Below are 24,329 nucleotides of genomic sequence, written 5' to 3' on the forward strand. Positions count from 1 at the left end.
CGCTGGGGGTGGGCGTGGGCGTGGGCGTCGGCGGTGGGGTCGGACTTGGGGTGGCGCTCGGGCTCGGGCTGGGTGAGGCCGACTCTGAGGGGCTCGCCGAGGGCGGGGCCGACTCCGGCGGCAGCGCGTCGCCCGACGCGGGCGCCGCCAGCGCGGCCGGCGCCTCGGGGGCCGCCGTGCCGGGTCGCGTGCCGAGGTACGTCAGTCCGCCGCCCACCACGCAGGCGGCGAGCACCGCACCGCCGACCACCCGGCGGCGGCCGCGGGTACGGCGCTGCTTGCGCAGCGAGGCGCGGCTCGCGTCCGGGGCCGCGTCGTCTCCCGTGCCCGGGCCCGCGTCCGGACCCATGTGCGAAGCCGCGTCCGCCTGGAACACCGTGCCGGGATCGCCCGCCGTGTCCGAGGCGTCGGCATATCCGACGGTGGCCAGGCCCGCCGGGGCGAGGCCGGTCGCGGCGGCCGACCGGATGCCCGCGAGGAGCGCCATCGAGACCGGTACCAGCGCCAGCCCGGCCAGCAGGCCCTCGGCCGGCAGCAGGCCGTTCCACAGCCCCGAGCACCGCAGGCACTCGCGGGCGTGCCGGGCTATTCGCTTGCGCCACAGCGCCGAGGGCAGGCCGTCCCAGCCCGCCGACACCGACCGCAGGCCTTCACAGGGCGGTTGCGTGGCGAGCGCCCGCTCCACCACGCGGGCCGACTCGAGCTGGGCCTTCATCCGCTGCACCCGTACCGCCGTGTGCTGCGGGGAGAGCTCCAGGGCCGCCGCCACGTCCGCGCGCGTCAGCTCCCCGGCGCACTCCAGCCACCACAGCGACAGCAACGCCCGGTCCTCGGGTTCCAGCCAGCGCGTGGCGCGGGCCGTCTCGCGCCGCTGGCCCTCCAGCTGGAGCCGTACGACCGTCAGGTCCACGAAGTCGGCGCCCGGATCGGCCAGGTCCCAAGCGGCCTCCAGGCCGCTCTCGCCGGGGGCGCTGCGGCGGGCCTGCCAGTGGGCGCGTACGCGGTTCATGGCGATGGCGACGAGCCAGGACCGGAAGCTGTGGTCGTCGCGCAGGCCGCCCAGCCCGTCGAGGGCCCGGAGCATGGTGTCCTGGACCACGTCGTCCACGTCGACGGACCCGTTCAGGGCCCGCCCGACGATGTTGTAGACGAGCGGCAGATGTGCGCTGACCAGATCGTCCTGCGCGCGGGGATCGCCCGCGCGGGCCGCGGCGACCAGCGCTGCCGTGTGCTGAGTGCTCATAGTGGAAAGTCCCTGTCCGTACCGGCGGTCGATGATGCCCAATACCTGGGAGACCGTCGAGAGGGGCCCCGATAACACTTATCGGATTATGAACTCCCGGGCACCTCCGGGGCCAGCCGGGTGGCGAGGGAGTCGAGGTCGGGGAGGAACCAGATGTGCCGCCCCCGGTTCGATTCGCGGACCAGGTCGGGGAGGGCGGAACTGGCCCGCAGGTGGTGCGTGATGTCGCCGAGGACCACCAGCCGGATCCGGTAGGACACGAACTTCTGCATGATCGCCCCGGCCATACCGCTGCTGAGGTCGAAGAACTCGTCGTCGAACCGCTCCGCGGGGACGGCGACCACCTCGGCGCGGTAGAACGCCCCGCCGATCAGCTGGTCGAGGGCGTCCTGCGCGGTGGCGACGGTCGGGCCGTCGGCGGCGCAGACGAGCACCGGAACGCCGTGGTGCTCCACGAGGAGGTCAGTCACGGTGGGCCACCCCCATGCCGTTGCCCGGTCCGAGTACGCCGTCGATCAGATGCAGCAGCTCGGCGGAGGTGGGGGCGTCGGCGAGGATCACGATCTTCATGCGGGCCCGCTCCTTGTCGTAGAGGGTCTGGACGCGCAACGGGGCCGGTGTGTCCCGCGCGGACTGGGCGGTCGCCGTGACGAGGTGGGCGAGCCGGCTCGCGGCGTCCGGGCCGATCGCGTCGATCTGCACGATGCTCGACACCTCCACGTGCCCGAGCGGCGCGTCCCCGCCAGGGCGTGCCCCGGCGCTCTCGGGCTCGGCCGGCCGGCTGGTCAGGGCCTCGAAGTCCTCGCGGCTGATCCGGTACTGCTTGCCGATCCGGACGGCCTTCAGCCGGCCGTCGCGAACGTAGTTCCGTACGGTCCGCACGTGCAGCCCCAGCCGCTCGGCGACTTCGCCGACCGAGTAGAGCTCGGCTCCGCGTCCTTCATTCTTCATAGTGCCGAACCTTACCCTGGAAAGGCGCCAATGAGGGAAGATAGGGAAGATTAGGGTATCCATGGCTGGACTGGTCTTCGAGAACCGGCTCGGGCACGAGGAGCGCGGTCGTCACCTGACGAACATCCCGTCAGAGTCCGTCCGCTGGGGTACCCGGAGCCGGGTCCGGGGTGACAATGGGACTCCCACGGGACGTGTTGGGGGCGGCATGTCGGCGTTGCACTTACAGGGATCCGGCCGGGCACGGAGCTGGGTCGGATACCTCGGTGCGGTCGGGCTCGGCGCGGGGGCGGTGGCGCTGGCAGCGGTGTGGACTTCGGGCCCCTGGGCCGCCGGGATCGGCGCGGCCGTCACCACCCTGTCCGGGCTGGCGGCCGAGCGGATGCGGCCGCCCGAGGAGGGCGCCGACGCCCAGGGCGCCGGGGAGGTGCTGCGCACGGCCCGCGGTCGGATTCCTCTGCTGCGCCACGTGGACCGGCCCGAACTGGCCGGAGCCCACCCGGCCGAGGCCCCGGCCACGCCGCCCGCGTACATAGAGCGCGACGCCGAACCGAGGCTCCACGCCGCCCTCGAGGAGGCCCGCTTCGTCCTCGTGGTGGGGGAGTCCACGGCGGGCAAGACCCGGCTCGCCTACGAGGTGGCCCGCGCCCGCTACCCCCGTCACGCCTTCGTCCGCCCGCTCTCCCGCACCGCACTGCCCGAGGCGGTACGGATCTCCTCGCGGCGGCGGCGCGCCGTGCTGTGGCTCGACGACCTGGAGGACCACCTCGGCGCGGGCGGCCTCACCGCCGTTCAACTGGCCTCCCTGCGCACGACGATGGTGATCGCCACGATGCGGGTCCAGGAGTACCGGCGCTACGACGCCCGCGAGGAGAGCCGGCTCACCGGCTCCGACCGCGACGCCTGGCGTGCCCAGCGCGACCTGCTCCAGCAGGCCGCCGTCATCAGACTGCCCCGGCACTGGTCCCCGGACGAGCGCCGCCGGGCCGCGGCCCACCGCGGCGATCCCCGCATCGGGGCCGCGCTGCGCGCGGGGGAGCGCTTCGGGGTCGCCGAGGTGCTGGCGGCCGGACCCGAACTCCTGGCCTCCTGGGAGAACGCCTGGGCGCCGGGCGCAAACCCGCGCGGCGCCGCCGTGGTCACGGCGGCGGTGGACTGCCGCCGGGCCGGACTGCGCCGTCCGGTGAGCCGCGCATGGCTGCGCGAGCTGCACGCCCCCTACTTGGCGGCCCGCGGCGGCGGCGACCTCCAGCCCGAGCCCTTCGCGGAGGCGATGGACTGGGCCTGCGCGGCCGCCTACGCCACGAGCGGGCTGCTCATCGGCAACTACGGCGCCGGATACACCGCGTTCGACTACCTGTTGAACGCGCCGGGCCACGGCCCCGTTCCCGACCACCTCTGGCGCGGGCTGCTGGCCCGGGTGGAGCCCGCCGACGCCTACGACATGGGGCTCGTCGCCCATCAGGACGGCCGCCTCGCGCGCGCCGTCGAAGCCCTCGGTCTCGCCCTGCGTGGCGGGGTCCCCGGCGCCGAACTGCCGCTGACCATCGCCATCGGGGACTCCGGGAAACCGCGCAGGGCCGCCGCCGACCTCGCCGGCATCGCCCGTCGGCGTACGGACCGGCTCGGCCCCAGGCATCCCGACACGCTGGCCGCCCGGCACCAACTCGCCTTCTTCGTCGGAGAGTCGGGAGACCACCTGGCGGCCGCGGCCCGCTTCGCGGAGCTGCTCACGGACGCCGGTGAAGTGCTGGGACCGGACCACCCGGACACCCTGGCGGCCCGCCACCAGCTGGCCTACTTCACCGGCGAGGGCGGCGATCCCCGTATGGCGGCCCGCCAGTTGGAGGCACTGCTGGCCGATCGGCTGCGCGTCCACGGCCCGGGCCACCCGCAGGTACTGGCAACCCGACGCAGCCTGATCTGGTTCCGGTCGGGCGATCCGGTCGACGCGGAGCGGGAGTTGGCGGAGCTGCTGACCGAGGCCGAGGCAGCCGACGGGGTCGGGCCCGACGATCCGCACACCCTCGCGATCCGGGGAAGCCTGGCGGCGCTGGCCGCCCGCGCCGGACGCACTGCCGAGGCCGCCGACGCCTGGGCGGCGCTCACGGCCGACCGGACCCGGGTGCTCGGCGAGGACCACCCGCACGTGTTCTACTCCCGGCTGGAATGGGCCCGCGCCCTGCTCGCCCGGGGCCGGACCGGCGAGGCCCGCGCGCTCCTGACCGGCGCGTCGCAGCGGGCCCGGTCCGTCCTCGAGCCGGGGCACCGCCACCTGCGGACCGCCCGTGAACTGCTGGCCGGGATCGGGGATCCGGCACGGGCCGCCGACCCGGCGGACCCGGCACGGCTCGCCGGCCCGGCCGGGCGCGAGGACGCGTAACCGCGGGGCACGGTACGGCAGGCTCGGTTCAGCGGACCTCGGAGCAGCTGACCTTGAAGCAGCTGGCCTGGGAGCGCCGGGCTTCGGCGCGCCGGGCCTCCGAGCGGTGGGCCTCAGAGCAGCGGAGCCAGCGCCTGTGCGGCCGCGCGCAGGTGGGGCGCGTAGGCCTCGATCTCCTCGCGGGAGACCAGGAACGTGACGGTGGTGACGCTGACGCCACCGATCGGTCGGCCTCGCGGTCCCAGGATCGCGGCGCCGACGCAGCGGATGGTGGGCTCGTTCTCCTCGTCGTCCAGCGCGAACCCCTGGGCCCGCACGGCCGCCAGCTCGGCGTCGAGTGCCTGCGGAGTCGTCAGCGTCTTCGGCGTACGGCGTGGCAGTCCGGTGGCGGCGACCAGCTCGCGGACCTCGTTCTCCGGCAGGTGGGCCAGGATGCTCTTGCCGATCGCGGTCGTGTGCAGAGGCATCCGCATGCCGATGCGCGAGGCGGTCCGGAAGGGCTGGTCGCCCTCCAGCTTCCGGATGTAGGTGATGGTCTCCCCGCTGTGCAGTGCCAGGTGGACCGTCTGCCCCGTGGCCTGTTGGAGCTCCCGCAGGGTCTGCTCGATGCTGGCCGGCTCCCCGCCGCTGACGAGGGCGGACAGTCCCCGGAGCCGCGGACCGACCCCGTAGCGGCTCTCGCCTTCGGAGCGTACGAAGCCCTGCTCGATCAGCGAGGCCAGGATGCGGAAGGTGCTCGACTTCGGCACCCCGGCCGCCGCCGTCAGGTCGGTGAGGCGGTGCGGGCCGCCGGGCGCGGCCACGGCCTCCAGGATCCGCATCGACTTCTCCAGCGCCGAACCCGCCGCGGAGGTCCGGCCGCCCCGCGCGGCGCTTTCGGCCTCCGCGTCCCCAGAGCTTCTTCCGTCCGTGGGCACATGCTCTCCAAAGGTGGGGTACCGCGGGTATGGTCTGCAATCAGAAGTTCCGCTAAACGATACATGATTCCACTACGTGGAACGAATGGAGGGCTCCTTGTCCTGTCACCCGTACGCGGCCATCGCCGCGCAGCGTCTGCTGCCGGTCCTGCGCAACGACGATGCCGACGAGGCCGTCCGCCACACCACCGCCCTGCTCGCCGCCGGCTGCCGCGTGGTCGAACTGACCACCTCCACACCCGGCTGGCCCGCGGCCGTCGCCCGCACGGCGCCGCTCCGCGACGCGCACGGCCGTCCGGCCCTCATCGGCGTCGGCACCGTCACCACCACCGAAGACGCGATGACCGCCCTCGACGCGGGCGCCGCCTTCCTCGTCTCCCCCTACCCGGCACCCGAGGTCCGCGCCGTCGCCTCGGAGTGCGGGGCCGTCTTCGTAGAAGGGGGCTTCACCCCCGGTGAGATCGCCTCGGCCGTCCGCTCCGCGGGCGCCGCGAAGGTCTTTCCCGCGCACGTCGGAGGGCCGCAGTTCATCCGCTCCCTCAAGGCCGTCCTCCCCGACGCCCTGATCATTCCGACGGGCGGCATCAGGCCGGGCGAGGTGCGCGACTGGCTCGCCGCAGGCGCCGCGGCCGTCGGCATAGGCAGCGGCCTCCCGGCCGACCCGGGCGAGCTGGCCGCCGTCTTCGCCGACCTGGCGGGGCCCTGCTGCGACGCGTGCGCGGATGTGCCCGCCCGTACGGGTGCGGAGCGCCGGTCGTGACCCGGAGCGCGACGCCGGCCGTGAGCCCGGGCCCGATCCCGGCCGTGAGTCCGGCCCCGGCCCCGGCCCCGGCCCTGCCGGGCCGCTCGGCCGGTGCCCGCGCCGTGGAGGGCGGTCCGACCGCGCCGTCACCGGGACCGCAGGGGTACGACGTCCTCGTGCTCGGCGAGGTGCTCGTCGAGGTACACGCCGACACCGCCCTGCGCGACGCCGCCGACGGCACGCCCGCCCGCATCTCCTACTCCGGGGACGCCCTCAACGCCGCGGCCGCCGCCGTCGCCGCCGGAGCCCGCACCGCCCTGCTCGCCGTCGTCGGTGACGACGAGCTGAGCGCGCCGCTGCTGGCCCGAGCCGCCGCACTCGGCGTGGACGTGTCCCACGTCCGCCGGTCCCCGCGCCCCAACGGCGCCTATCTGCTCTGCGCCGACACCGAGGGCGACCGGTCCTTCGTGTACTGGCGCACCGGCAGCGCCGGTTCGACCCTCTCCGAGGAACACGTCGAGTCCTGGCGGGAGTTGCTCACCGGCTCCAAGGCCCTCATCACCAGCGGAATCACCGGCGCCCTGTCACCGAGCAGCCGTGACGCCGTGCTGGCCGCCGCCCGGGCCGTGCACGCGGCCGGCGGGCACCTCTCCTACGACCCCAACTTTCGCGCGCCGCTGACCGGTCGGAGCGAGGCCCGCGAACTGCTGGCCCACATCGCCCCGTTGACCGGGATATTGAAGACCTCGTGCCCGGGCGACGCGCTGGCCATGGTCGACACCGCCGACCCGGCCGAAGCCGCGGCCCGCTACCGAGCCCTGGGCGCCCGTACGGTCGTGGTCACGGCGGGCTCCGACCGGCTGCTCCTCGACGGGGGCGCGGGTTCGGGGGTGACGTACCACCCGGTCCCCGTCAATCCGGACCCGGTCGACGCGACCGGCGCCGGAGACTGCTTCACGGGCACCGCCACCGCCCGCCTCGTACTGGGCGACACCCTCGCGGACGCCGTCGCCTACGGCATGGCGGCCGCCTCCCTCTCCGTGTCCGGCCGAGGGGGCACCGGACGCGTACCCGCCTTCACCGAGACGGCGGCCCTGGCCGCCGCCCACCGCGCCATCACCCCTGCAACCGCGGGGTGATGGTGTGAGCGGCGGGAACGGGCACGGCAGGGACGCCGCCCCCCGAACAGCGGGGGCGGGTCGCGCGGTCCGGGGAGGCCGGGTGCGTGCCCCGGCCTCGGCCTACGCCGCTTCGAGCAGCGCGATCTCCTCGGCCGACAGCCGCAGCGCGCCGGCGGCGACGTTCTCGACCAGGTGCACGGGGTTGCCGGTGCCCGGGATGGCCAGGACGTGTGCTCCCCGGCTCAACGTCCACGCGAGGCGCAGCTGGGCCGGGGAGATGCCATGAGCCAGGGCGAGTTGGCGTACGGCCTCGCCGTCCTCGGCGACCACTCCGGCTTCCTTCCCCGCGCCCGCGATCGCGAAGAACGGGACGAAGGCGATGCCCTGCTCGCCGCACGCGTCGAGGAAGGCATGCTCCTCGGCCGGGGAGCCGATCCCGTACGCGTTCTGCACGCACACCACGGGCGCGATGGCACGGGCCTCGGCGAGGTGGTCCGGCCGTACGTTGGACACGCCCAGGTGACGGATCAGCCCTGCCGTGCGCAGCTCGGCGAGCGCCCCGAAGTGCTCGGCGATCGAACCGGTCGTCGCCTGGCGGGGGGCGCGCAGGTTGACGACGTCCAGGTGGTCGCGGCCCAGTTGGCGCAGGTTCTCCTCGACCTGCCCGCGCAGTTGCTCGGGTGTGGCCCACCACCACTCGCCGGAGGGGTCGCGGCCCGGCCCGACCTTGGTGGTGATGACCAGGTCGTCGGCGTAAGGGGCGAGGGCCCGGTTGATGAGCTCGTTGGCGGAGCGGGTCGAGGAGAAGTAGAACGCGGCGGTGTCGATGTGGTTGACGCCCAGCTCGACCGCCCGCCTCAGCACCCCGGTCACCCGGTCCCGGTCGCTGGGGGAGCCGTCGGCGAGGTGCGTGAGCCGCATCGCGCCGAAGCCGATGCGGCGGACGGTGAGGTCACCCAGCTGCCAGGTACCGGAGTCGGCGGCGGTGATCTGGTCGGAAGAAGTCATCCGGTGAGGGTATCCGGGTCCGCGAACCCGTCACCGTGGAGGTCTTGATGCGGGCGGCGTGCGGGTTGGGGCGCCGCCGGGACGGGTCCGTTTCCGCGGCCCGGCGGCGCTGTTCGGGGAGAGGGAGAGGGGTCGGCGACTGCGCCGCGACGGCCCGGTCAGTGGCCGCGCAGGCCCTGGTCGACGGCGGTCATCAGTTCGCCGTCGGCGGTGTCCGCGTCCAGGGACCAGAACATCGCGCCGCCGAGGCCCTCTTCACGGATGTAGCGGGTCTTCGCGCGCAGCACCTGCGGGTCGTCGTACGTCCAGAGGGTGGCGCCGTCGAACAGCCAGGCGTGGCCGTTGCGGCGGTCGCGGAAGAGCTGGTAATCCCCCGCGTCGGCAAGCTGCTTGAGCTCCTTGTAGTCCGCGTACCCGGACGCCCACGCGGCTGGAGCCGGGCCCGTCGCGGGCTGGCCCATGCCGTCCCCGCCACCGCTCACGCCGGTCCAGCCCTGCCCGTAGAACGGCATGCCCATCACCAGTTTGTGCGCGGGCGCGCCCCGCCGCTCCCAGGCCTCCACCGTACCGTCGACGCTGAAGTCGCCCCGGGCGTACAGCGCCGACTGCTGGGCCGTCTTCGCCTCACCGGAGACGTGGAAGTCGTAGCCCTGGAGCGTGACGAAGTCGAGGTCGCGCATGATGCGGCGGACGTCGAAGCCCGCGTCGATCTTGGCGGGGGCGGTCGGAACGAAGGCGGACAGCTCGTACTTCGACTTCCGCTTCTGGCTCCGGGCGTAGGCGTCGAGCTGCGTGCGGAACTCGCTCACCAGGGCCGCGAAGTTCTTCTTGTCCTCGGGGCGGTAGGTGGTGTCGGTGTCGCCTGCGGAGCCGGGCCACTCCCAGTCGATGTCGAACCCGTCGAAGAGCCCGGCGGCCGCGCCCGCACCGCCGCGGGTGCCCTCCTGGGGGAGGTTGCCCTTGATGTACAGGTCGATGCAGGACGCGACGAGCGCCTCGCGGGAGGCCGGGGTGAGCGCGGCGTCCGAGAAGTGCGTGGACCAGCTCCAACCGCCCAACGACAGCAGGACCTTGAGGTTCGGGTGTTTGGCCTTGAGCTCGCGCAGCTGGTTGAAGTTGCCGGCGACCGGCTGCACCCAGTCGTCGGCGACGCCGTCCACGGAGTTCTCGGCGTCCAGCGGACGGACGTAGTCGGCCCAGGCGTCGGCCTCACCGGGAACGTTGCCGGTGAAACACTTCCCGTCCGCGCTGATGTTGCCGAAGGCGTAGTTGATGTGCGTGAGCTTGCTCGCGCTGCCGTTCTTCTCCAGGTCCTGCACCTGGAAGTCCCGTCCGTAGACGCCCCATTGGGTGAAGTAGCCGACCTTCTTGTACGAGCGGTCGTGCCCGGAGTCCCCGTACCCGGAGTCGTCGTGGGCGGGAGCGAAGGCGGTCAGCCGGGAGAGGGAGCAGGCGGCGACGGCCAGCCTGCCGAGCATGCTGCGGCGCATGGGCTTCCTTTACGGATGCGGTGAGTGATGCCGGGGCACGTGCGCTGTGCATGCGGAAACTATTGGTCTGGACCAGACCGGGTCAAGGGGGCGGCGCGATGCGGCGGGATGTGAAGGGATCGGGCGGTGGCCGTCTCGTGGCCGTCTCGTGGCCGTGCGGTGGGCCACGGGCCGGCGAAGGGAGCGACCTCGGGCGGCGGTCCGGTGTCGCCGTCGCCAAGCGTCGGGAGAGCGTTAGGAGAGGCTCCACTGGCCGACATCGTCGGCGAGGCCGCCGTTCAGGGCGAACTGGACCGCGGCGAGGCCCGCGTCCTTCGGCAGCTTGAAGGTCACGAAGCCGGTCGCGCTGTCACCCGGGTCGAGGGTGACGGTGTCGGGGAACGCCGGGCCGGCCCCGGTCGACGCGTTGAGGCCGGTGAACCGCTGCCCGTCGGAGTCGAGCAGGTGCGCCGAGGAGGCCGGGGAATCCTTGTACGAGGCGGTCCCGGTGTTCTCGAGCCGGAACCGTACGGAGACCAGCCGGTCGGTGTCGTCGGGCGCCGGGCTCGCCGGGTCGACCACCTGGGTCAGGGTCACGTCCAGCCGCTCACCCGGCTCCTTGCCGGCGAGGGGGACGGTCTCACCTGAGCCGCCGGGGCCCGCGCCGAGCAGGGCGGGGACCAGGAGCAAGGCCGCCGCGAGGGCGACGAGGGCGGTCGCCCTGCGGCGGCCCCGGCCGGGCGGCCGGGCCGGAGCGCGGTGGGCCAGGGGGCGGCTGGGCAGGGCGGAACCTGCTGTTCCACGGTTCACCCCGCTCACGATCCTCCGCCGGGCCCGCCCCTGCCACCCCGGCCGCTCCGTCGGCCCGCCTGCTCCCGCCACCCCGGCCGGCCCGCCACACCGCGGCTCCACGCGCAAGGCCTCGTACTGTCCACCAATCGATACCCATTGTCTCAACGTGCGGACATCGGCTGGATCGACTACGACGAGTTGACCCCGCTCGACACAGCCCTGACCAGCAGCGACGCCGCCTTGATCGACTGGCTCCGCTCCTCCGAAGCCCGAACCCGCGAAGAATTTCCTCGCGACTGACCCCCGAATTCAGTGGATCTTCAGCGCGCGCCATGACATGGTTGGTCTCGCCGAAGGGGTGTAGCTCAGCTGGTCAGAGCGCTGGTCTCCAAAACCAGATGTCGCAGGTTCGACTCCTGCCACCCCTGCCAGGAGAAGTAGCAGGTGAGACCCTGTTTTTGACCCCTCGACCGGGATCGGTCGGGGGGTCTTCTTGTGATCGGAGTCCACTAAGAATCCACACGCCCCACGGGGCGGCTCCTGTCATCACCCATGTGGGGGGTCACAACTGGCAGATCATCGGGTTAGAGTGCAGGCGCGAGCGGGGCCGGCGCTACTCCCCATGCGCGCCAGATGTACGCCGCTCGGGGTCTGGACGTTCGGGTGGGGAGACCCGGCTCCAGGCAGAGAACCCCCCGGCGTGTTATGTCGGAGGGTTCTCTCGTGTACACGCTAGACCGCCCCGGAATGGGGGCGGGGGGGCTTGTCCTGACCGAAATCAGAGCCAGGGTGACCGGTATGGCGGATGTACGAACGCCAGAACCGGCCACCCTGGTCGCGCGTGGCGCGGGGGCGAGTTCATGGGGCGGGCCGCGAGCTGCGCGCTCCGAACCACCCTCCGACGATGTGCTCGCCCGTCGAAAACGCATCGCGCGCCAGATCCGGGCCGCACGGGAGCACCGCAACCTGACTCAGGAGCGGCTGGCAAACAGCATGGGCATGGATCGACCGTCGTACACCCTTCTCGAACAGGGCAAGGTCTCGCCGCGGCTGGACACGCTGCTACGGATCTCCGATGCACTCGGCGTACCACTCGCCGAACTGGTGCGGGAGTAGCTAAGCGGAACCTAAGACCTTTAGTTGCGGCATGCACACACCGTATGGGGCGCGAGCCAAGTTGGATAGCCCCGACCGGCGGGGGGATTGCCGGCTGGTCGGGGCTGGTCTTGGTCAGGCCTCGTCAGGCTCCGACACGATGAACCCCCGCACCGGCTGCGGGCTTCGCCGATCCGGGCCCTGCTGCTCGCGCAGCTCGGCGACCACATCGGCGTACCTGGGATCGATCCACTCAGTCATGCGCCGAGCCTACTCAGCCCTTGGGCTTGGGGATGATGACGATCGGTCCGCCGTCGTCCGAGTGCCGGCAGTTCGCGGCGACGGAGATAGTGGAGTCCTCCGGGCCCCGCCACAGCTCCTCGTGCACGCTGTAGCCCGCCGCCTTGATCGCGGCCACGGTGCGCTCGACCGAGCTGTGCGGACGATTCTCGGGGTCGGGCCGCTCCGGAACATGGTGGATGAACCCGCCCAGCCGGGCACACACGGACTGGTAGAGGCCCGTGTGCAGGATGAGCGCGTGCCAGCCCTCATCGACCACCCCGGAGGGCACGAGACCCTGCGGACGCCAGACTGCTGTGGCGAGGAACGCCAGTGCGTCGGTGACGATCCGGCCGGCGAGGCTCGGCTCCATGCCCGGGTTGTTATCGAGGACGGTGTGCATCACGCCGTTGAACTCGGCGTCGCTGAGCAGCGCGCGCGGGTTCGCGGGCGCACTCAGCGTGGCCGTGCAGATGGTCGCGGGCTTCGGGTCGCCGGGCTTGCTGATGCAGGGCGGCGGGACGGGGTTGGGTACGGGACTGGACATGCGTCTCCCTAGTCGTTTGCAGGAGGTGCGGGTCAGTGGATGCCGACGAGGATGGCGGTGAGGATGCCGAGCACGATCAGTACGTAGAGGAACTGCCGGGCGGGCTCGTTCACCGGGCGCCGGCCCGGTCCTGCTCGGCGAGCGTTGCCGCCATCGTCCGGATGATGCGGGCGAGGCCGCGGGCATGGTTCCAGTTCGCGTGATCGCCGTGGCCGAGAGGGCCTGCCTCGAGGAAGTACGCCCACTCGGCCAGAGACGCGGAAGCGCGCTCGGACTGTTGGGCCACGGGGATCTGGGAGACCGTGGCGTGCAGCTCCTGGCCCGTGGTGATCAGATCGTCGACGAGGGCCGCCACGCCTTGGGCGTCGGGCCGCTGGTCGTAGCGCGTCAAAGCTCGCTCTACGAGATCGTCGATCGCTTGGGCCTGGGGCCGCATGGTGGTGCTCCCTACCGTTGTCAGCGGGTGGAATGGCCTTGGGTGCGGCGCCTGTTCAGCTGGGCAACGTCCGGCCACAGGAGGATGATGTGCTGGCACGCACATGGGCAGATAGGCCATCGCGCGGCCATCGGTGGTCACGCGGCGGCCATGGCCGGGGACAGACGCGATGACACCTCACACTGGGGCCATGGGGCACCGAAACGACGCTCTCAGGGCCGCCCGGCTCCGGGCCGGATGGCGCAGCATGGACGCAGCCGCCGCGGCCCTCAGCGCGCACGGACAGCGCTTCCTCGACGACCGCTCGTACGAGGTGTCCGCCCGTACCTGGCGCCGGTGGGAAGGCGCGAGCCCGGGATGGCCGCCGGAGGAAACCGCGACCGTGCTGCACGACGCTCTCGGTCGGTGGCCCGAAGACCTCGGCTTCAGAGCGCCCGCCGGCTGGATCAGACCCGAAGCCCACCAAGAGGAAGACATGAAGCGCCGCACCTTCGTCAACGTCACCGCAGCCGCACTCCTACCGGGTCCGGTCGCCAAGCAGCACGTCGACCCCGCGCTCATCGACTACTTCCAGGAGCAGCTGGAGGGCCACTACCGCGCCGACATGTTCCTCGGCCCCCACGACCTCATCGGGACCGTGTCCGCGCAGTACCAGCTCATCGACAAGCTCATCCGCTCCGCCCACGGCGAGACCCGCCGCGGCCTACTCCGCGTCGGCGCCGCCTACGCCGCGCTCGTCGGCTGGCTCTACCAGGATGCCGGCGACCTCGGCGCGGCCAGCTTCTGGCGGGGGATAACTCAGGAGATCGCGGCCCGCTCTCGGGACCCGCACCTCGTTGGTTACTCCCTCGTAAACCTCGCGCAGGTCCGGACCGATCTCGGCGACGGGCACGGCGTCATCGACCTGTGCGAGGCCGCCCTCGACGACGACCGGGTCCTCCCCAAGGTACAGATCATGGCGATGCAGCAGCAGGCCTACGGCGCCAGCCTCACCGGGGACCGGACTGCCGTCGACCGGCTCATCGACACCGCAGGCGGCCTCATCTCTCGGGTCGACGACGACCTCCCTTGGGGCAACGCCTGCCGCCGCACGCCCGGTTACCTGGAGGTGCAGCGGGCCACCTGCTACGGGCGGCTCGGGCTTGGCCGCGAGGCGGAGTTCCTGTGGTCGCAGGTCCTCACCGCGGTGCCCGCGACCGCGCGCCGGGACCGCGGCGTGTACCTCGCCCGTCATGCCACCGCAGCGGCTGGGGCTCGGGAGCCGGAGCAGGCCGTCGAGATCGCCCGGGTGGCCGCCGAGATTGCGGCAGAGACGCGCTCGGCTCGGATGCTGCGTGAACTGGCCACCCTGGAGCGGGCCATGCGGCCGTGGCAGGATGCCCCGGTAGGCCGGGACCTCGCCGAGCTCCTGGCGCCCGTCACCGAGGGGGTATGACGTGGGAGTTCCGAAGCCGTTGACCGACGAGGAGATCACGGCCGCGCTGGTCGGCCTGCCCGGCTGGGAGCGGCAGGGCGACGTGATCGCCCGGACGTACGAGATCCGCTACCACGCGGCCGTAGCCGCCATCGTTACTATCGCCGACCGCTCCCGCCGGGTGCATCACCATGCGGACCTTGACCTGCGTATCGACAGCCTCACCGCGCGGATCACGACGCACGACGCTGGCCACGTCTTGACCCGGGCCGACGTGGACCTGGCGCACCGCATCGACGCGATCGTCGCTGCACACCAGGCCCTCCCGCTCGACTGAGCCCGGACGCACGAAAGCGCCCCCTCCCGCGGCCCGAAGGCTCCGAGACGGGGCGTTGTGCTGCACGGGGTCAGGAGACGCCGTACCACTGGCTGGCCCAGCCCGTGTTGATGAACGAGGTCAGCTGGCCGGACAGTGTCAGCGACGACGGCAGGCTGGTCTGCGAGGTGAGCGTGTTCGAGTAGCGGAGGTTCGGCGCGGTCAGCCCAGCGTTCACCGAGACGCCCGCGCCGCTCGCCTTGAAAGTGAGGCTGTTGGGCGCCCACGTTCCGTTCAGCAGTATGGCGATGAAGTACGTTCCCGCAGCCGCGGCGAAAGGCGTCACCAACGGCAGGGCCTTCGCAGTGGCCCCGGTCATCAGGGACGCCGAGATGTCGGTCGTCGTGCCGAGCAGAGTGCCGGCGGCCGAGTACACGCCGAGGTAGCAGTTCGACAGGACCGCGGCCGCGACGAGTCCGGCGAGGCCGATCCAGACGTTGGACCATGTGATGTCCTCGCGCAGGATGATCCTCACCAGCGTGATTCGGCCCGCCACGCCGCCGTTGCTCTGCGCGGTGACGTGGCCAGCCATGTTGGGGTTGTACGTCCACGCCAGCAGGCCTTGGTCCTGCGGTCGGTCTGCCCAGCCCTGCTCGGACACCAGCGTCAGGGCGGCCGTGGTGGCCGCGCCGATCGCAGCCGGGGTGACCGGATCGGCGCCGCCGGATGCGTGCGAGGACGCGTGCGAGGTCGGCGTGCGCGCGTTGGTGGTCGTGGCTCTTGCGCGGGTCCCGTCTCCTGAGAATCGCCTAAGGGATTCTGTCGGACACCCCTGCCGACGCAGGCCGGTAGGCATATGGCAGGGGAAGTTCCGGATAGATGGCGCCTCTAAGGGCACTCAGTCGTTGAATCTTCGAATGTCACGGTTCGGACATGAGCGCCCGTGTATCCCAACGCGCCCATACGGTGGCGAGGTTCGCACCAGCCTTGTGGGGGTTACATGTCTCAGCAGTTCCCGCCGCCCGATCAGCAGCCGAACCCGGGGTACGGGTACCCGCCGCCTGGCCAGCCGCAGCAACCCGGATACGGGTACCCGCCTTCGCCCCAGCCGAAGAAGTCCAACGCCGGAAAGATCGTCGGCTTCTCGTGCCTCGGCGTCGTCGGGTGCGTCGTGCTCCTCGGCATCATCGGCGCGCTGCTCGGCGACGAGAGCAACGACAAGACGAAGGAAACGGCCGCACCGCCCGCAGCAGCTTCCTCTCAGCCGGCGAAGTCCCCCGAGGCCAAGCCATCGTCTGCCGCACCCGAGAAGAAGCCCGCCGTCGAAGTGGTAGCGAAAAAGGCGGAGTTCAAGAAGAGCATCATCGCGCAGGACGGCGCCTACACGAGCGTGTCCGTCACGATCACGAACAACGGCAGCAAGTCGATCAACGTGAACCCGCTCTACTTCGCGATCACGGACACGAACGGCACCAAGCACCCCGCCGAACTCGGCGCTGACGAGGATCAGATCGCAACGGTCGAGCTCGCCCCGGGCGAGAACGTCACCGGTTCGATCACGGGCAAGGGAGCCTTCGCTCCGAAGACGGTGACTTACACCGACGGACTGATCGGCAAGGCCGTTCGGACCGACGTGTCCTGACCCACATGCAACCGAAGGTCCCGCATCCAGCTGGCGCGGGGGCTCTCTGCTGGAACAAGGCCAGCGCATAGTGTTCCCCTAAGTGCAGGTCAGAGCCCGATGCCCTCGGATGCTGCATCGGTCCAGGGGTCCGCTTCCTGGATGTAGCCCCAGAACACGGGGCTATGTCCGTAGCCCCAAGCCAACGCCCAGGCGGGAGCAGGTATCCCGGCTGGGCGTTCGGCGTTTCCCCGGAGCCTGCCGGCGCCTGCCAGGCGGGCTCCGCTCTGTGCTGATCACCTACCGGGCGAGGGAGTCGGCGGCTAGGGTTTCCGAGGCACGGACGATGCCGCAGGCGCGGGTGGTGCGCGGGGTGTTGGCGCAGATCCCTGGTGAGAATGGCGAGAGGGACAGCAGTGCGGATCGAGCAGGCGACCGAGCGCGATGTCGACGTCATCTCCGTGGTCCTCGGAGAGATCGCGGCCTACTACGGCGGGAAGCCGACTCCGGGCGACCCCGAGCAGATCCGGCGTGCCCTGTTCGGCGAACGGCCGGTGGCAACGGTCCTCCTGGCCCGCGACGGCGACGGCGTACTCGACGCCCGCGACGGCGACGGCGTACTCGGCTTCGCCTCGTACACCTTCCTGTGGCCGGCGTCCGGAGCCGGTACCTCCCTGTTCCTGAAGGAGCTGTACGTCCGGGAGTCCGCCCGCCGCCGCGGCGTGGCGGGAGCGCTCATGGAGGGACTCAAGGCCGCGGCGGTCGCGGCCGGCTGCTCACGAGTGGAGTGGACGGCCGACACGGACAACCCGCCGGCCCTCGAGTTCTACAAGGCCCTGGGCGCGGTACCCCGCGACGGAAAGGTCTTCTACCGGGTCACGCTGTAGCCGCGCGGGCCCCCGACCGGCCCCCGGGAACCGGCCAGAACCGGCCGGAGCCGGACGGCCCTCCGCCCCGCCGGTCGCTGTCCCCCCAAGGGGGCCCGGCGGGACGGAACCGCTCACCCGCAGCCCTGCAGCATCCCCGCATGTAGTAGCCGCTGGTTGATGTGCCCATCCTCGGACACACCACTGACAACGGGGACTTCGTCCCGGGGGTTTCGGATCAGATCCTGGCCCGTGCACCAAGCCCGGCGCGATCGTCCCCACGAGAGATCATCCCGTCTGGCAGACTGGGACGAGCTATCCAGGCGGTGCAGGACAGGAAACCGGTGTGAATCCGGTGCGGTCCCGCCACTGTGACCGGACCTCCCCCTGCGGGAGTCGGGAGTCAGACACTGACGCACCGCCTCTTCGGTTCGACCAGGGGACGCGGATCCCCGGGAGAGGCTTCGCCATGTCGTCGTACCCCCGCGCTCTTCTGCGCGCGCTCGTACCCGTCTCGCTCCTGATACCCATGACCGCCTGCGGGGGATCGCCCGGGGCGAGGGGCGCGGCCGCCGGAGCGCCCGCCGCGCCCGGGTATCCGTACACCGTCACCAACTGCGGTGTCAGCAGCACCTATCAGGCGCCGCCGCAGCGCGCGGTCGCGATGAACCAGCACGCCACCGAACTCCTCCTCGCCCTCGGGCTGCGGGACAAGATGGTCGGCACCGCCTACCTCGACGACGCCGTACTGCCCGCCTACCGGCCCGCCTACGACCAGATCAAGGTGTTGGCGAAGGAGTACCCCTCCAAGGAGGTCCTCCTCGGCGCCGACCCCGACTTCGTGTACGGGGGCTACTCCAGCGCCTTCGACAAGGCGCAGGGCCGTGACCGCGAGGGGCTCGCGAAGTCCGGCATCAACTCCCGGCTCAGCGTGGAGTACTGCACCGAGGGGCCCGTCGGCCTGAACCAGCTCAAGACCGAGATCACCGAGGTGGCCCGGACCTTCGGCGTGCCCGAGCGCGGCGAAAAGCTCATCGCGGACGAGCAGCGCCGCATCGACGCCGTCACCGCGCGGGTGAAGGAGAAGACCAGGCCGACGGTCTTCGCCTACGACTCCGGTGACGCCTCCGCCTTCACCTCGGGAGGCAACGGGATCGGCAACGAGATCGTCTCCCTGGCGGGCGGGACGAACGTGTTCGCCGACCTCAAGGACACCTTCGGTGACGTGTCGTGGGAAAAGGTCATCGAGCGGAAGCCCGAAGTCGTCCTCATCTACGACTACGGCGGCACCACCGTCGAAGCCAAGAAGCAGCGCCTGTTGAACGACCCGGCGCTCGCGCAGGTTCCCGCCGTCAAGAACCGGCGGTTCGTCGTGCTCCCGCTGTCCTGCGCCGTACTCGGCGTGCGCGTGGCCGACGCGGTCGAATCCCTGGGTGCCCAGCTGCACCCCGACGCCGCGTGAGGCGACGGCTCGCCCGCGCGCTCACCCGTACCCCTGCCGTCCTGGCCGTACTCGCCGCCGCGCTGGTGGCTTCGACCGTGGCGGGGCTGGCCCTCGGGCCGGTCCGGATCCCGCCGGGCCAGGTGCTCGACATCGTGCTCGCCGGCCCGGCCCCGGGCCCCGGCCCCCGACCGGGCGGTGGGGCGTTCGGGACCATCGTCTGGGACGTCCGGATGCCGCGCGTGCTGCTGGGGGCCGTCGTCGGCGCCGGCCTCGCCGTCTCCGGCACCGTGCTGCAGGCCCTCGTCCGCAACCCGCTCGCCGACCCGTTCCTGCTCGGAGCTTCCTCCGGGGCCTCGGCCGGGGCCGTACTGGTGATCGTCTTCGGGGCCGGGGTCCTCGCCTTCGCGGGCGGGGCCGCCGTACCGCTCGCCGCCTTCGCCGGGTCGATGGGCGCGCTCGTCGCCGTCTACGCGATGGCCCGGCGCGGCGGTTCCATGACCACCGGCCGGCTGATCCTCGCCGGAGTCGCCGTCCAGTACGTCCTCTCCGCGCTGACCAGCCTGGTCCTGGTGCTGGCCGCGCACCCCGACCAGATGCGCAGCGTGCTGTTCTGGACGCTGGGCGGCCTCGGCGGAGCCCGCTGGGGGGAACTGGCCCTGCCCGCCGCCGCGCTGCTCGTCGGGACCGGCCTGCTCATCGCGCTGGCCCGGCCGCTCGACCTGCTGCTCGCGGGGGAGGAGGGCGCGCACGCGCTCGGCCTGGACACCGGCCGGTTCCGGGCCGCCGTCTTCGTCCTCACCTCGCTCGTCATCGGAGTGCTGGTCGCCTACAGCGGGGCGATCGGCTTCGTGGGGCTGATGGTTCCGCACGCCGCCAGGATGGTCGTCGGCGCCGGGCACCGGGCGCTGCTGCCCGTAGCCGCACTCGGTGGCGCGGTGTTCCTGACCCTGGCCGACCTGGCCGCGCGCACCGCGGCCGCACCGGAGGAGATCCCCGTCGGCGTGGTCACCGCGCTCGTCGGCGGGCCGTTCTTCCTGTGGATGCTGCGCAGGTCCACCCGTACCGAGGGGATCGCGGGATGACGGCGCGTCCCGTGGAACTCGCCGTCGAGGCCGTGCGTTACGAGATCGACGGGCAGCCGCTGCTGCACGGCATCGACCTCACCGCCCGCCCCGGCGAGACGGTCGGCGTGGTCGGCCCCAACGGCAGCGGCAAGACGACGCTGTTGCGCTGCGTCTACGGCGCCCTGCGCCCGAACCGCGGGCGCGTGGTGCTGGACGGCGTCGACGCGGCCTCGCTGGGCGTGAAGGACCGCGCCCGACGGGTGGCGGTCGTGCCCCAGGACGCGGCAGGCACCTTCGGGCTGACCGTGCGCGAGGTGGTGGCCATGGGACGCAGCCCGCACAAGCGGTTCTGGGAACAGGACGGTCCCGACGACGTACGGCGCGTCGCCGAGGCCCTGGACACCGTCGGCGCGGGCGCCCTCGCGGGGCGCCGGTTCGACGAGCTCTCGGGCGGCGAGCGCCAGCGCGCCCTGGTGGCCCGCGCCCTCGTCCAGGACCCGGGCCTCCTCGCCCTGGACGAACCGACGAACCACCTGGACATCCGCTACCAGCTGGAGATCCTGGGACTGGTCCGCGGCTTGCCGGCCACCGCCCTCCTGGTCCTGCACGACCTCAACTTGGCGGCGCTGTACTGCGACCGGCTGTACGTGCTGGCCGGCGGCCGCGTGGCGGCCTCGGGCACCCCGGCGGAGGTACTGACCGAGGCCCTGCTGACCGAGGTGTACGGGGTCCGCGCCCGCATCGCCACCCACCCGACGACGGGCGCGCCGAGCATCGTCTACCTTCCGGAGGATGGGGAACGAGCGGGGTACTGATGTGGCGGGCTGGGACGGCCTCGAGTTCGGCGAGGCGGTGGGGGAGCGCCTGCGCCACGTCCGCCGGGAGGGCCTGAGCATGAACCGCGCCGCGCCGGACGGGATCCTGGTGGGACTGATCGACGTCAGTGACCAGTTGCCGTACCGGCCGGACCTGCCACAGGCGGTGCTGGAGGCGGTGATCGACCACCCGGACCGGAAGGTACGCGGTCATTTCGCCGAGCACCGGGGCGCTACTCTCCGCTTCTCCAGGACCGGTACCCGCCCCTGTGCCCGGCTGACGGCCGACCAATGGTCCCGGCTCGTGCTCGCGGAGCCGGACTCCCGGCGGAGGTACTGGCTGGCGGTAACGGCGCTCGAGGATACGGCGCGGCTCACGGAGGAGGCGTACGAGGCGCTGGCGAGCGCCGGCGCCGACGCGGCCAGGGAGGAGGCCGCGAGCCTGCCCGGCCTGCCGGAGCGGTTGCTCCGTGCGCTGGCCCGCGATCCGGCGCCGACCGTACGCGCGGCGGTCTGCGGGGCGGCCTGGGCGGAGCTCGACGACGAGGTCCGGGCCCGCCTGGCCGCGGACCGCGCCGAGGCGGTGCGGACGGCGGTCGCACTGGCCCGGCACGAGGAAGTCCCGGTCACGGCCGAGCTCTTCGACGCACTGGCGGACCGGTACGGCCTGGTGGAGACCCGGCGGCTGGAACGGGACCTCGCCGCCCGGCTCTGCGCCGAGGGGGCGCCCTCGGTGCGCCGGAGCCTCGCGGAGAACCCGTACCTCGACCCCTTCCTGGTCTCCGTACTCGCCGTCGATCCGGACGCCGGCGTACGCCTCGCCGTGTCGGTGCGGCCCGGGCTGACGGAGGAGCAGCGGGCGGACCTCCTCGAAGGCCTGGAACTGGACGGCGTGCGACGCCCGGTGCCGTGGGTGGAGGCCCTGCACGAGGACCCCGAGGCGATGCGGCGGCTCTCCACCTCCGTCCATCCCGTGCTGCGCGGCAGCGTGGCGACGGCCCGGCGGCTGCCGACCGACGTCGTGGAGCGCCTCGCCCGGGACGAGGACCGGGTCGTGCGGCTGTTCCTCGCCGAGCGGTGCGACGACGCCCCGGCGGACATGCTCCTGGAGGTCTGGAACTGGTGGACCGGAAGCCTCTCCACGCCCAACCGGCCCTACGGCCACCCGAACTTCCCCCGCCGCGACCTGCTCCGGCACGCCGAGGACCCCCACCGCAGGCTGCGGCAGCTCGCGCTGGACGACCCCGACTCGACGGCGGCGCTGGTGGAACGCTTCAGCCGGGACGAGGACGAGGAGGTCCGGGCCAGGGCGGCTACCGATCCCCGGCTGTCCGCGCGGTCGGCGGCGCGGCTGCTCGACGACCCGGACCCGCACGTCCGCGGGCTCGCCGCTCAGCATCCACGGCTGCCGGTACCGGACCTGGTCCGGCTGCTCGGCGACGAGGAGACGGCGCGGGCGGCGGCGCGGAACCCGGCGCTGCCGGAGTGGGCCATGTGGCGCATGCTCGACTGAGCCGCTGCCCGATCCGGTGCCACACCTCCCGCAACCGCCGGGCGGGCGCGCTCGGCGGCTCTGCGCCGCGCCGCGGGCGCCTGCGACCGCTTGCCCCGGCCCTACTCCTTGAAGCCGCCGTACGGGCGGGTGATCAGTTCCATCCCGTGGCCCGACGGGTCCTGGAAGTACACGCCGCGCCCGCCGTCGTTGTGGTTGATCTCGCCGGGGTGGAGCCCGTGCGGGTCGGCGTAGTAGGTGAGTTTCGCCCGCTTGATCTTCTCGAAGGCCTCGTCGAACTCGGCCTCGGATACCAGGAACGCGTAGTGCTGCGGCGTGATGGACTCGGCCGGGGCGGTCGCGAAGTCCAAGGTGACGCCGTTGGCGGTGTCGACGGGGATGAAGGGGCCCCACGGGGTCCCGACCTCCAGGTCGAGGAAGTACGCCAGGAACTCGGCGGACTCCCGGTTGTCACGGGAGTGGATGATCGTGTGGTTCAGCTGAATCGCCATGGGTGAATGCCTCCGAAAGGCATGTCCCGGCACCTCCATGTCTCACCCGGCCGGTGACCGACACGCGATGCCGCGGCATGATCCTAAACAGCCCTTACGGGTGGAGTCCAGCCCATTCGAGCGGACCGGTCGGTCTCACGAACCCGCGCCCGAACCCCCGTACACGGCCCTCACGTTGTCCTGCGCCGGATGCGTCCGTCCCGCCGGGCCGGCCGCGAAGACGCGCAACAGGTTCTCCGTCACCTTGGTGGTCAGGGCGCCCGAGCGCGCGTCCAGGCCGTGGTTCGATCCGCTGCGGCCGTCGCCCGTCGCGTCGAGGGCCTCCACCCAGCGCATGGTTCCGGTGGCGAAGACGCCCGCGCCGCTCGGCACGGTGTAGTACGCGGTGTCCTGGTGGCTGGGGCGGCCCTCGCAGACCACGGGGGAATGGGCCAGGATCTCGATCGGGCGCGGGGTCGGGAAGCCGGTGTTGACCCGGTCGTATTCCACACCCACCAGGTGTGCGAAGCGGTCACCCGCCTTGGCGCCGGTGCCCTCGAAGAGCCAGTGGCCCGGGTGGGTGACGACGTACGGGGCGTCCACCGGGTAGCCGTCGTAGATCACGCCGAGCAGGGAGCTCTCCGGGTCGGCGGCGGGCGGGGAGCGGAAGTCGACGGTGGCCGGGTGGCCGCGTTTGAAGCCGGGGTCCTGCTCGTAGGAGGACTTGTAGCAGACGAGCGTGCGGTCCGGTCCGAGGTCGGAGGCCTCCAGCCTGATCCGGCGGTAGCAGCAGTTCGCGCCGAGGACCGCGATGTTGGTGCCGGCGTCCCGGGCGGCCGTGACGTGCGCGCGCTGCTCCGGCGACCAGTACTCGTCGTGCCCGAGGGAGAGCACCGCCGCCGCGCCTTCGAGCAGCCGCTTCTCCCGGGCCACGTCCGTGGTCGTGGTGTACGCCAGGGGTATCCCGAGCCGCTCTGCGAGCGCGAGCAGCGGTGCCTCGTAGACGAGGAAGAGGCCCGCGCCGTCGTCGTACTCGTACGGCCGGTCGAAGGACACCGCCAGCGAGCGCGAGGCGTACCCACCGGCGGGGCCGTCGTAACTGCCGTAGCCGCCCCACCGGTTGTACGCCTGCCAGGTGGCTACCGCGTTGACGACGACGGTACGTCCGGTCGTGGCGGCGGACCGCACGGTGACGGGGACGAACCGCTGGCCCTCCCCGCCCTGGGCGTCGAGCCGCAGCAGATAGCAGCCCTCGGGCCAGTCCTTGGTCTCGACGGTGGCGCTACGGGCCCACCGGGTGCGGACCGTCCGCGTCGCCGGATCCACGGTGTGGTCGGGCTGGCGCACCCCGGGCAGGGCTTCGGAGCGCCAGACCAGGCGGGCGCGGGCGCCGCCGTACCAGCCCATGCGGTAGGCGGAGACGGTGAAGCGGGGCGCGGTGGTGGAGACGTGCAGGCCGAAGGATTCGCCGGGCAGGACGCTGACCTTGTCGGCGAAGCCCTCGATGGCCCGCGCCGGTCCGGCCTTGGTCACCTGCCAGTCGGCGTGTCCCGGCCGGGCGTTCTCGGCCTTGACGTCGAAGCGGTGCGGCCCGTCCTTCTCCGGCTTCTCCGGCGAGCCGGTCGGCTTCGGGCTTTCGCCCGGCCCCGCTCCGTCCGCCTTCGCGGTGTCCCGGCTGCCGCAGCCGGCTACGGCAGCCAGCCCGGCGGCGGTGGCCGCCGCCCCCGTCGCCAGGGCGAGGAACCGCCGCCTGCCCGCGCCTTCGCCGTCCCCGGTTATGTGCTCCTGATCCATGGAGGGCACGCTATGTCACCCCATGCCCT

26 protein-coding genes, 1 tRNA gene and 1 riboswitch are annotated in these 24,329 nt (G+C 72.4%); of the genes, 14 read left to right on the plus strand and 13 right to left on the minus strand.

Features of this window, described 5'->3' with window-relative positions:
* The 3 genes from J7E97_RS10375 to J7E97_RS10385 form a co-directional block, all read right to left on the minus strand.
* A partial coding sequence (locus tag J7E97_RS10375) for an RNA polymerase sigma factor (protein ID WP_215024769.1) occupies positions 1 to 1,243 on the minus strand: 1,243 nt, incomplete at its 3' end.
* 86 nt (positions 1,244 to 1,329) lie between these two features.
* The gene (locus J7E97_RS10380; protein ID WP_215024772.1) at positions 1,330 to 1,713 is read right to left on the minus strand and encodes a DUF4180 domain-containing protein; all 384 of its coding nucleotides are present in this window, start codon (positions 1,711 to 1,713) and stop codon (positions 1,330 to 1,332) included.
* Positions 1,706 to 2,194, minus strand: coding sequence for a helix-turn-helix domain-containing protein (locus tag J7E97_RS10385; RefSeq protein WP_215024775.1), 489 nt, complete (start codon positions 2,192 to 2,194; stop codon positions 1,706 to 1,708). Before J7E97_RS10385 ends, J7E97_RS10380 begins: the two co-directional genes overlap by 8 nt.
* Positions 2,195 to 2,402: 208 nt before the next feature.
* On the opposite strand from J7E97_RS10385, the gene J7E97_RS10390 reads away from it, so the two are divergent.
* Entirely contained in the window at positions 2,403 to 4,577 is a 2,175-nt protein-coding gene (locus tag J7E97_RS10390; RefSeq protein WP_215024778.1) for a tetratricopeptide repeat protein, read from the plus strand.
* Positions 4,578 to 4,690: 113 nt separating this feature from the next.
* Here the strand turns inward: J7E97_RS10390 and J7E97_RS10395 are convergent, their stop codons facing one another.
* The gene (locus J7E97_RS10395) at positions 4,691 to 5,494 is read right to left on the minus strand and encodes an IclR family transcriptional regulator (RefSeq protein WP_215024782.1); all 804 of its coding nucleotides are present in this window, start codon (positions 5,492 to 5,494) and stop codon (positions 4,691 to 4,693) included.
* Between the two features lie 85 nt (positions 5,495 to 5,579).
* On the opposite strand from J7E97_RS10395, the gene J7E97_RS10400 reads away from it, so the two are divergent.
* Both J7E97_RS10400 and J7E97_RS10405 read left to right on the plus strand, forming a co-directional pair.
* A complete protein-coding gene (locus J7E97_RS10400) occupies positions 5,580 to 6,254 on the plus strand; it encodes a bifunctional 4-hydroxy-2-oxoglutarate aldolase/2-dehydro-3-deoxy-phosphogluconate aldolase (RefSeq protein WP_251054221.1) in 675 nt (224 codons plus the stop codon).
* A 44-nt stretch (positions 6,255 to 6,298) separates the two neighbouring features.
* Positions 6,299 to 7,375 carry a PfkB family carbohydrate kinase gene (locus tag J7E97_RS10405; protein WP_215024785.1) on the plus strand — a complete coding sequence of 359 codons (1,077 nt, stop codon included), beginning with the start codon at positions 6,299 to 6,301 and terminating at the stop codon, positions 7,373 to 7,375.
* A 102-nt stretch (positions 7,376 to 7,477) separates the two neighbouring features.
* On the opposite strand, the gene J7E97_RS10410 is transcribed toward J7E97_RS10405, so the two are convergent.
* From J7E97_RS10410 to J7E97_RS10420, 3 genes are all read right to left on the minus strand, one after another.
* Positions 7,478 to 8,365: an aldo/keto reductase gene (locus tag J7E97_RS10410; RefSeq protein WP_215024788.1), complete on the minus strand. Its 888-nt coding sequence runs from the start codon at positions 8,363 to 8,365 to the stop codon at positions 7,478 to 7,480.
* A 158-nt stretch (positions 8,366 to 8,523) separates the two neighbouring features.
* Positions 8,524 to 9,855: a glycoside hydrolase family 18 protein gene (locus tag J7E97_RS10415; RefSeq protein WP_215024791.1), complete on the minus strand. Its 1,332-nt coding sequence runs from the start codon at positions 9,853 to 9,855 to the stop codon at positions 8,524 to 8,526.
* 234 nt (positions 9,856 to 10,089) lie between these two features.
* On the minus strand, positions 10,090 to 10,644 hold the full coding sequence (locus J7E97_RS10420; RefSeq protein WP_308346451.1) for a DUF4352 domain-containing protein: 555 nt from the start codon (positions 10,642 to 10,644) through the stop codon (positions 10,090 to 10,092).
* A 138-nt stretch (positions 10,645 to 10,782) separates the two neighbouring features.
* On the opposite strand from J7E97_RS10420, the gene J7E97_RS10425 reads away from it, so the two are divergent.
* The 3 genes from J7E97_RS10425 (at position 10,783) to J7E97_RS10435 (ending at position 11,742) form a co-directional block, all read left to right on the plus strand.
* Positions 10,783 to 10,926, plus strand: coding sequence for a hypothetical protein (locus J7E97_RS10425; protein ID WP_215024795.1), 144 nt, complete (start codon positions 10,783 to 10,785; stop codon positions 10,924 to 10,926).
* A 54-nt stretch (positions 10,927 to 10,980) separates the two neighbouring features.
* A tRNA-Trp gene (locus J7E97_RS10430) sits at positions 10,981 to 11,057 on the plus strand.
* 475 nt (positions 11,058 to 11,532) lie between these two features.
* On the plus strand, positions 11,533 to 11,742 hold the full coding sequence (locus J7E97_RS10435) for a helix-turn-helix transcriptional regulator (RefSeq protein ID WP_308346452.1): 210 nt from the start codon (positions 11,533 to 11,535) through the stop codon (positions 11,740 to 11,742).
* Between the two features lie 114 nt (positions 11,743 to 11,856).
* On the opposite strand, the gene J7E97_RS36595 is transcribed toward J7E97_RS10435, so the two are convergent.
* The 3 genes from J7E97_RS36595 to J7E97_RS10445 form a co-directional block, all read right to left on the minus strand.
* The gene (locus J7E97_RS36595) at positions 11,857 to 11,982 is read right to left on the minus strand and encodes a hypothetical protein (RefSeq protein ID WP_285428036.1); all 126 of its coding nucleotides are present in this window, start codon (positions 11,980 to 11,982) and stop codon (positions 11,857 to 11,859) included.
* A gap of 13 nt (positions 11,983 to 11,995) precedes the next feature.
* Entirely contained in the window at positions 11,996 to 12,547 is a 552-nt protein-coding gene (locus J7E97_RS10440; RefSeq protein WP_251054211.1) for a hypothetical protein, read from the minus strand.
* Positions 12,548 to 12,656: 109 nt separating this feature from the next.
* Positions 12,657 to 12,983 (minus strand): DUF6415 family natural product biosynthesis protein, encoded by a 327-nt coding sequence (locus J7E97_RS10445; protein WP_215024800.1) that lies wholly within the window; start codon positions 12,981 to 12,983, stop codon positions 12,657 to 12,659.
* Between the two features lie 169 nt (positions 12,984 to 13,152).
* Between J7E97_RS10445 and J7E97_RS10450 the strand changes: the two genes are divergently transcribed.
* Together J7E97_RS10450 and J7E97_RS10455 are read left to right on the plus strand one after the other, a co-directional pair.
* Positions 13,153 to 14,418, plus strand: a complete 1,266-nt coding sequence (locus J7E97_RS10450) for a Twin-arginine translocation pathway signal (protein ID WP_374224128.1) — start codon at positions 13,153 to 13,155, stop codon at positions 14,416 to 14,418.
* A 19-nt stretch (positions 14,419 to 14,437) separates the two neighbouring features.
* Positions 14,438 to 14,734, plus strand: coding sequence for a 4a-hydroxytetrahydrobiopterin dehydratase (locus tag J7E97_RS10455; RefSeq protein WP_251054213.1), 297 nt, complete (start codon positions 14,438 to 14,440; stop codon positions 14,732 to 14,734).
* A 70-nt stretch (positions 14,735 to 14,804) separates the two neighbouring features.
* On the opposite strand, the gene J7E97_RS10460 is transcribed toward J7E97_RS10455, so the two are convergent.
* Positions 14,805 to 15,305: a hypothetical protein gene (locus J7E97_RS10460; protein WP_215024808.1), complete on the minus strand. Its 501-nt coding sequence runs from the start codon at positions 15,303 to 15,305 to the stop codon at positions 14,805 to 14,807.
* Between the two features lie 408 nt (positions 15,306 to 15,713).
* Here J7E97_RS10460 and J7E97_RS10465 point away from each other — a divergent pair, with 408 nt between their 5' ends.
* The 6 genes from J7E97_RS10465 (at position 15,714) to J7E97_RS10490 (ending at position 22,036) form a co-directional block, all read left to right on the plus strand.
* Positions 15,714 to 16,355 carry a DUF4352 domain-containing protein gene (locus J7E97_RS10465; RefSeq protein ID WP_215024811.1) on the plus strand — a complete coding sequence of 214 codons (642 nt, stop codon included), beginning with the start codon at positions 15,714 to 15,716 and terminating at the stop codon, positions 16,353 to 16,355.
* Between the two features lie 395 nt (positions 16,356 to 16,750).
* The gene (locus tag J7E97_RS10470; RefSeq protein WP_215024813.1) at positions 16,751 to 17,221 is read left to right on the plus strand and encodes a GNAT family N-acetyltransferase; all 471 of its coding nucleotides are present in this window, start codon (positions 16,751 to 16,753) and stop codon (positions 17,219 to 17,221) included.
* A 312-nt stretch (positions 17,222 to 17,533) separates the two neighbouring features.
* A riboswitch (cobalamin riboswitch) is annotated at positions 17,534 to 17,613 on the plus strand.
* Positions 17,614 to 17,669: 56 nt separating this feature from the next.
* Positions 17,670 to 18,662: an ABC transporter substrate-binding protein gene (locus tag J7E97_RS10475; RefSeq protein ID WP_215024816.1), complete on the plus strand. Its 993-nt coding sequence runs from the start codon at positions 17,670 to 17,672 to the stop codon at positions 18,660 to 18,662.
* On the plus strand, positions 18,659 to 19,726 hold the full coding sequence (locus tag J7E97_RS10480) for an iron ABC transporter permease (protein WP_215024819.1): 1,068 nt from the start codon (positions 18,659 to 18,661) through the stop codon (positions 19,724 to 19,726). The genes J7E97_RS10475 and J7E97_RS10480 overlap by 4 nt, the downstream gene beginning before the upstream one ends.
* Positions 19,723 to 20,523, plus strand: coding sequence for an ABC transporter ATP-binding protein (locus J7E97_RS10485; RefSeq protein WP_215024822.1), 801 nt, complete (start codon positions 19,723 to 19,725; stop codon positions 20,521 to 20,523). Before J7E97_RS10480 ends, J7E97_RS10485 begins: the two co-directional genes overlap by 4 nt.
* Positions 20,501 to 22,036 carry a PE-PGRS family protein gene (locus J7E97_RS10490; RefSeq protein ID WP_215024825.1) on the plus strand — a complete coding sequence of 512 codons (1,536 nt, stop codon included), beginning with the start codon at positions 20,501 to 20,503 and terminating at the stop codon, positions 22,034 to 22,036. Before J7E97_RS10485 ends, J7E97_RS10490 begins: the two co-directional genes overlap by 23 nt.
* A gap of 101 nt (positions 22,037 to 22,137) precedes the next feature.
* Here J7E97_RS10490 and J7E97_RS10495 read toward each other — a convergent pair whose 3' ends face one another.
* Positions 22,138 to 22,527, minus strand: coding sequence for a VOC family protein (locus J7E97_RS10495; protein WP_215024827.1), 390 nt, complete (start codon positions 22,525 to 22,527; stop codon positions 22,138 to 22,140).
* A 135-nt stretch (positions 22,528 to 22,662) separates the two neighbouring features.
* Positions 22,663 to 24,300: a N,N-dimethylformamidase beta subunit family domain-containing protein gene (locus J7E97_RS10500; protein WP_251054215.1), complete on the minus strand. Its 1,638-nt coding sequence runs from the start codon at positions 24,298 to 24,300 to the stop codon at positions 22,663 to 22,665.
* Positions 24,301 to 24,329: the final 29 nt, after the last annotated feature.

The organism is Streptomyces sp. ISL-66 (assembly GCF_018614135.1).
Taxonomy (GTDB): domain Bacteria; phylum Actinomycetota; class Actinomycetes; order Streptomycetales; family Streptomycetaceae; genus Streptomyces.

Coding starts and splice junctions, on each gene's coding strand:
- J7E97_RS10385 (WP_215024775.1), bottom strand. CDS start 2,194: ATGAAGAATGAAGGACGCGGAGCCGAGCTCTACTCGGTCGGCGAAGTC.
- J7E97_RS10390 (WP_215024778.1), top strand. CDS start 2,403: ATGTCGGCGTTGCACTTACAGGGATCCGGCCGGGCACGGAGCTGGGTC.
- J7E97_RS10400 (WP_251054221.1), top strand. CDS start 5,580: ATGGAGGGCTCCTTGTCCTGTCACCCGTACGCGGCCATCGCCGCGCAG.
- J7E97_RS10410 (WP_215024788.1), bottom strand. CDS start 8,365: ATGACTTCTTCCGACCAGATCACCGCCGCCGACTCCGGTACCTGGCAG.
- J7E97_RS10415 (WP_215024791.1), bottom strand. CDS start 9,855: ATGCGCCGCAGCATGCTCGGCAGGCTGGCCGTCGCCGCCTGCTCCCTC.
- J7E97_RS36595 (WP_285428036.1), bottom strand. CDS start 11,982: ATGACTGAGTGGATCGATCCCAGGTACGCCGATGTGGTCGCCGAGCTG.
- J7E97_RS10440 (WP_251054211.1), bottom strand. CDS start 12,547: ATGTCCAGTCCCGTACCCAACCCCGTCCCGCCGCCCTGCATCAGCAAG.
- J7E97_RS10445 (WP_215024800.1), bottom strand. CDS start 12,983: ATGCGGCCCCAGGCCCAAGCGATCGACGATCTCGTAGAGCGAGCTTTG.
- J7E97_RS10450 (WP_374224128.1), top strand. CDS start 13,153: ATGACACCTCACACTGGGGCCATGGGGCACCGAAACGACGCTCTCAGG.
- J7E97_RS10460 (WP_215024808.1), bottom strand. CDS start 15,305: ATGGCTGGCCACGTCACCGCGCAGAGCAACGGCGGCGTGGCGGGCCGA.
- J7E97_RS10465 (WP_215024811.1), top strand. CDS start 15,714: ATGTCTCAGCAGTTCCCGCCGCCCGATCAGCAGCCGAACCCGGGGTAC.
- J7E97_RS10475 (WP_215024816.1), top strand. CDS start 17,670: ATGTCGTCGTACCCCCGCGCTCTTCTGCGCGCGCTCGTACCCGTCTCG.
- J7E97_RS10485 (WP_215024822.1), top strand. CDS start 19,723: ATGACGGCGCGTCCCGTGGAACTCGCCGTCGAGGCCGTGCGTTACGAG.
- J7E97_RS10490 (WP_215024825.1), top strand. CDS start 20,501: ATGGGGAACGAGCGGGGTACTGATGTGGCGGGCTGGGACGGCCTCGAG.
- J7E97_RS10495 (WP_215024827.1), bottom strand. CDS start 22,527: ATGGCGATTCAGCTGAACCACACGATCATCCACTCCCGTGACAACCGG.
- J7E97_RS10500 (WP_251054215.1), bottom strand. CDS start 24,300: ATGGATCAGGAGCACATAACCGGGGACGGCGAAGGCGCGGGCAGGCGG.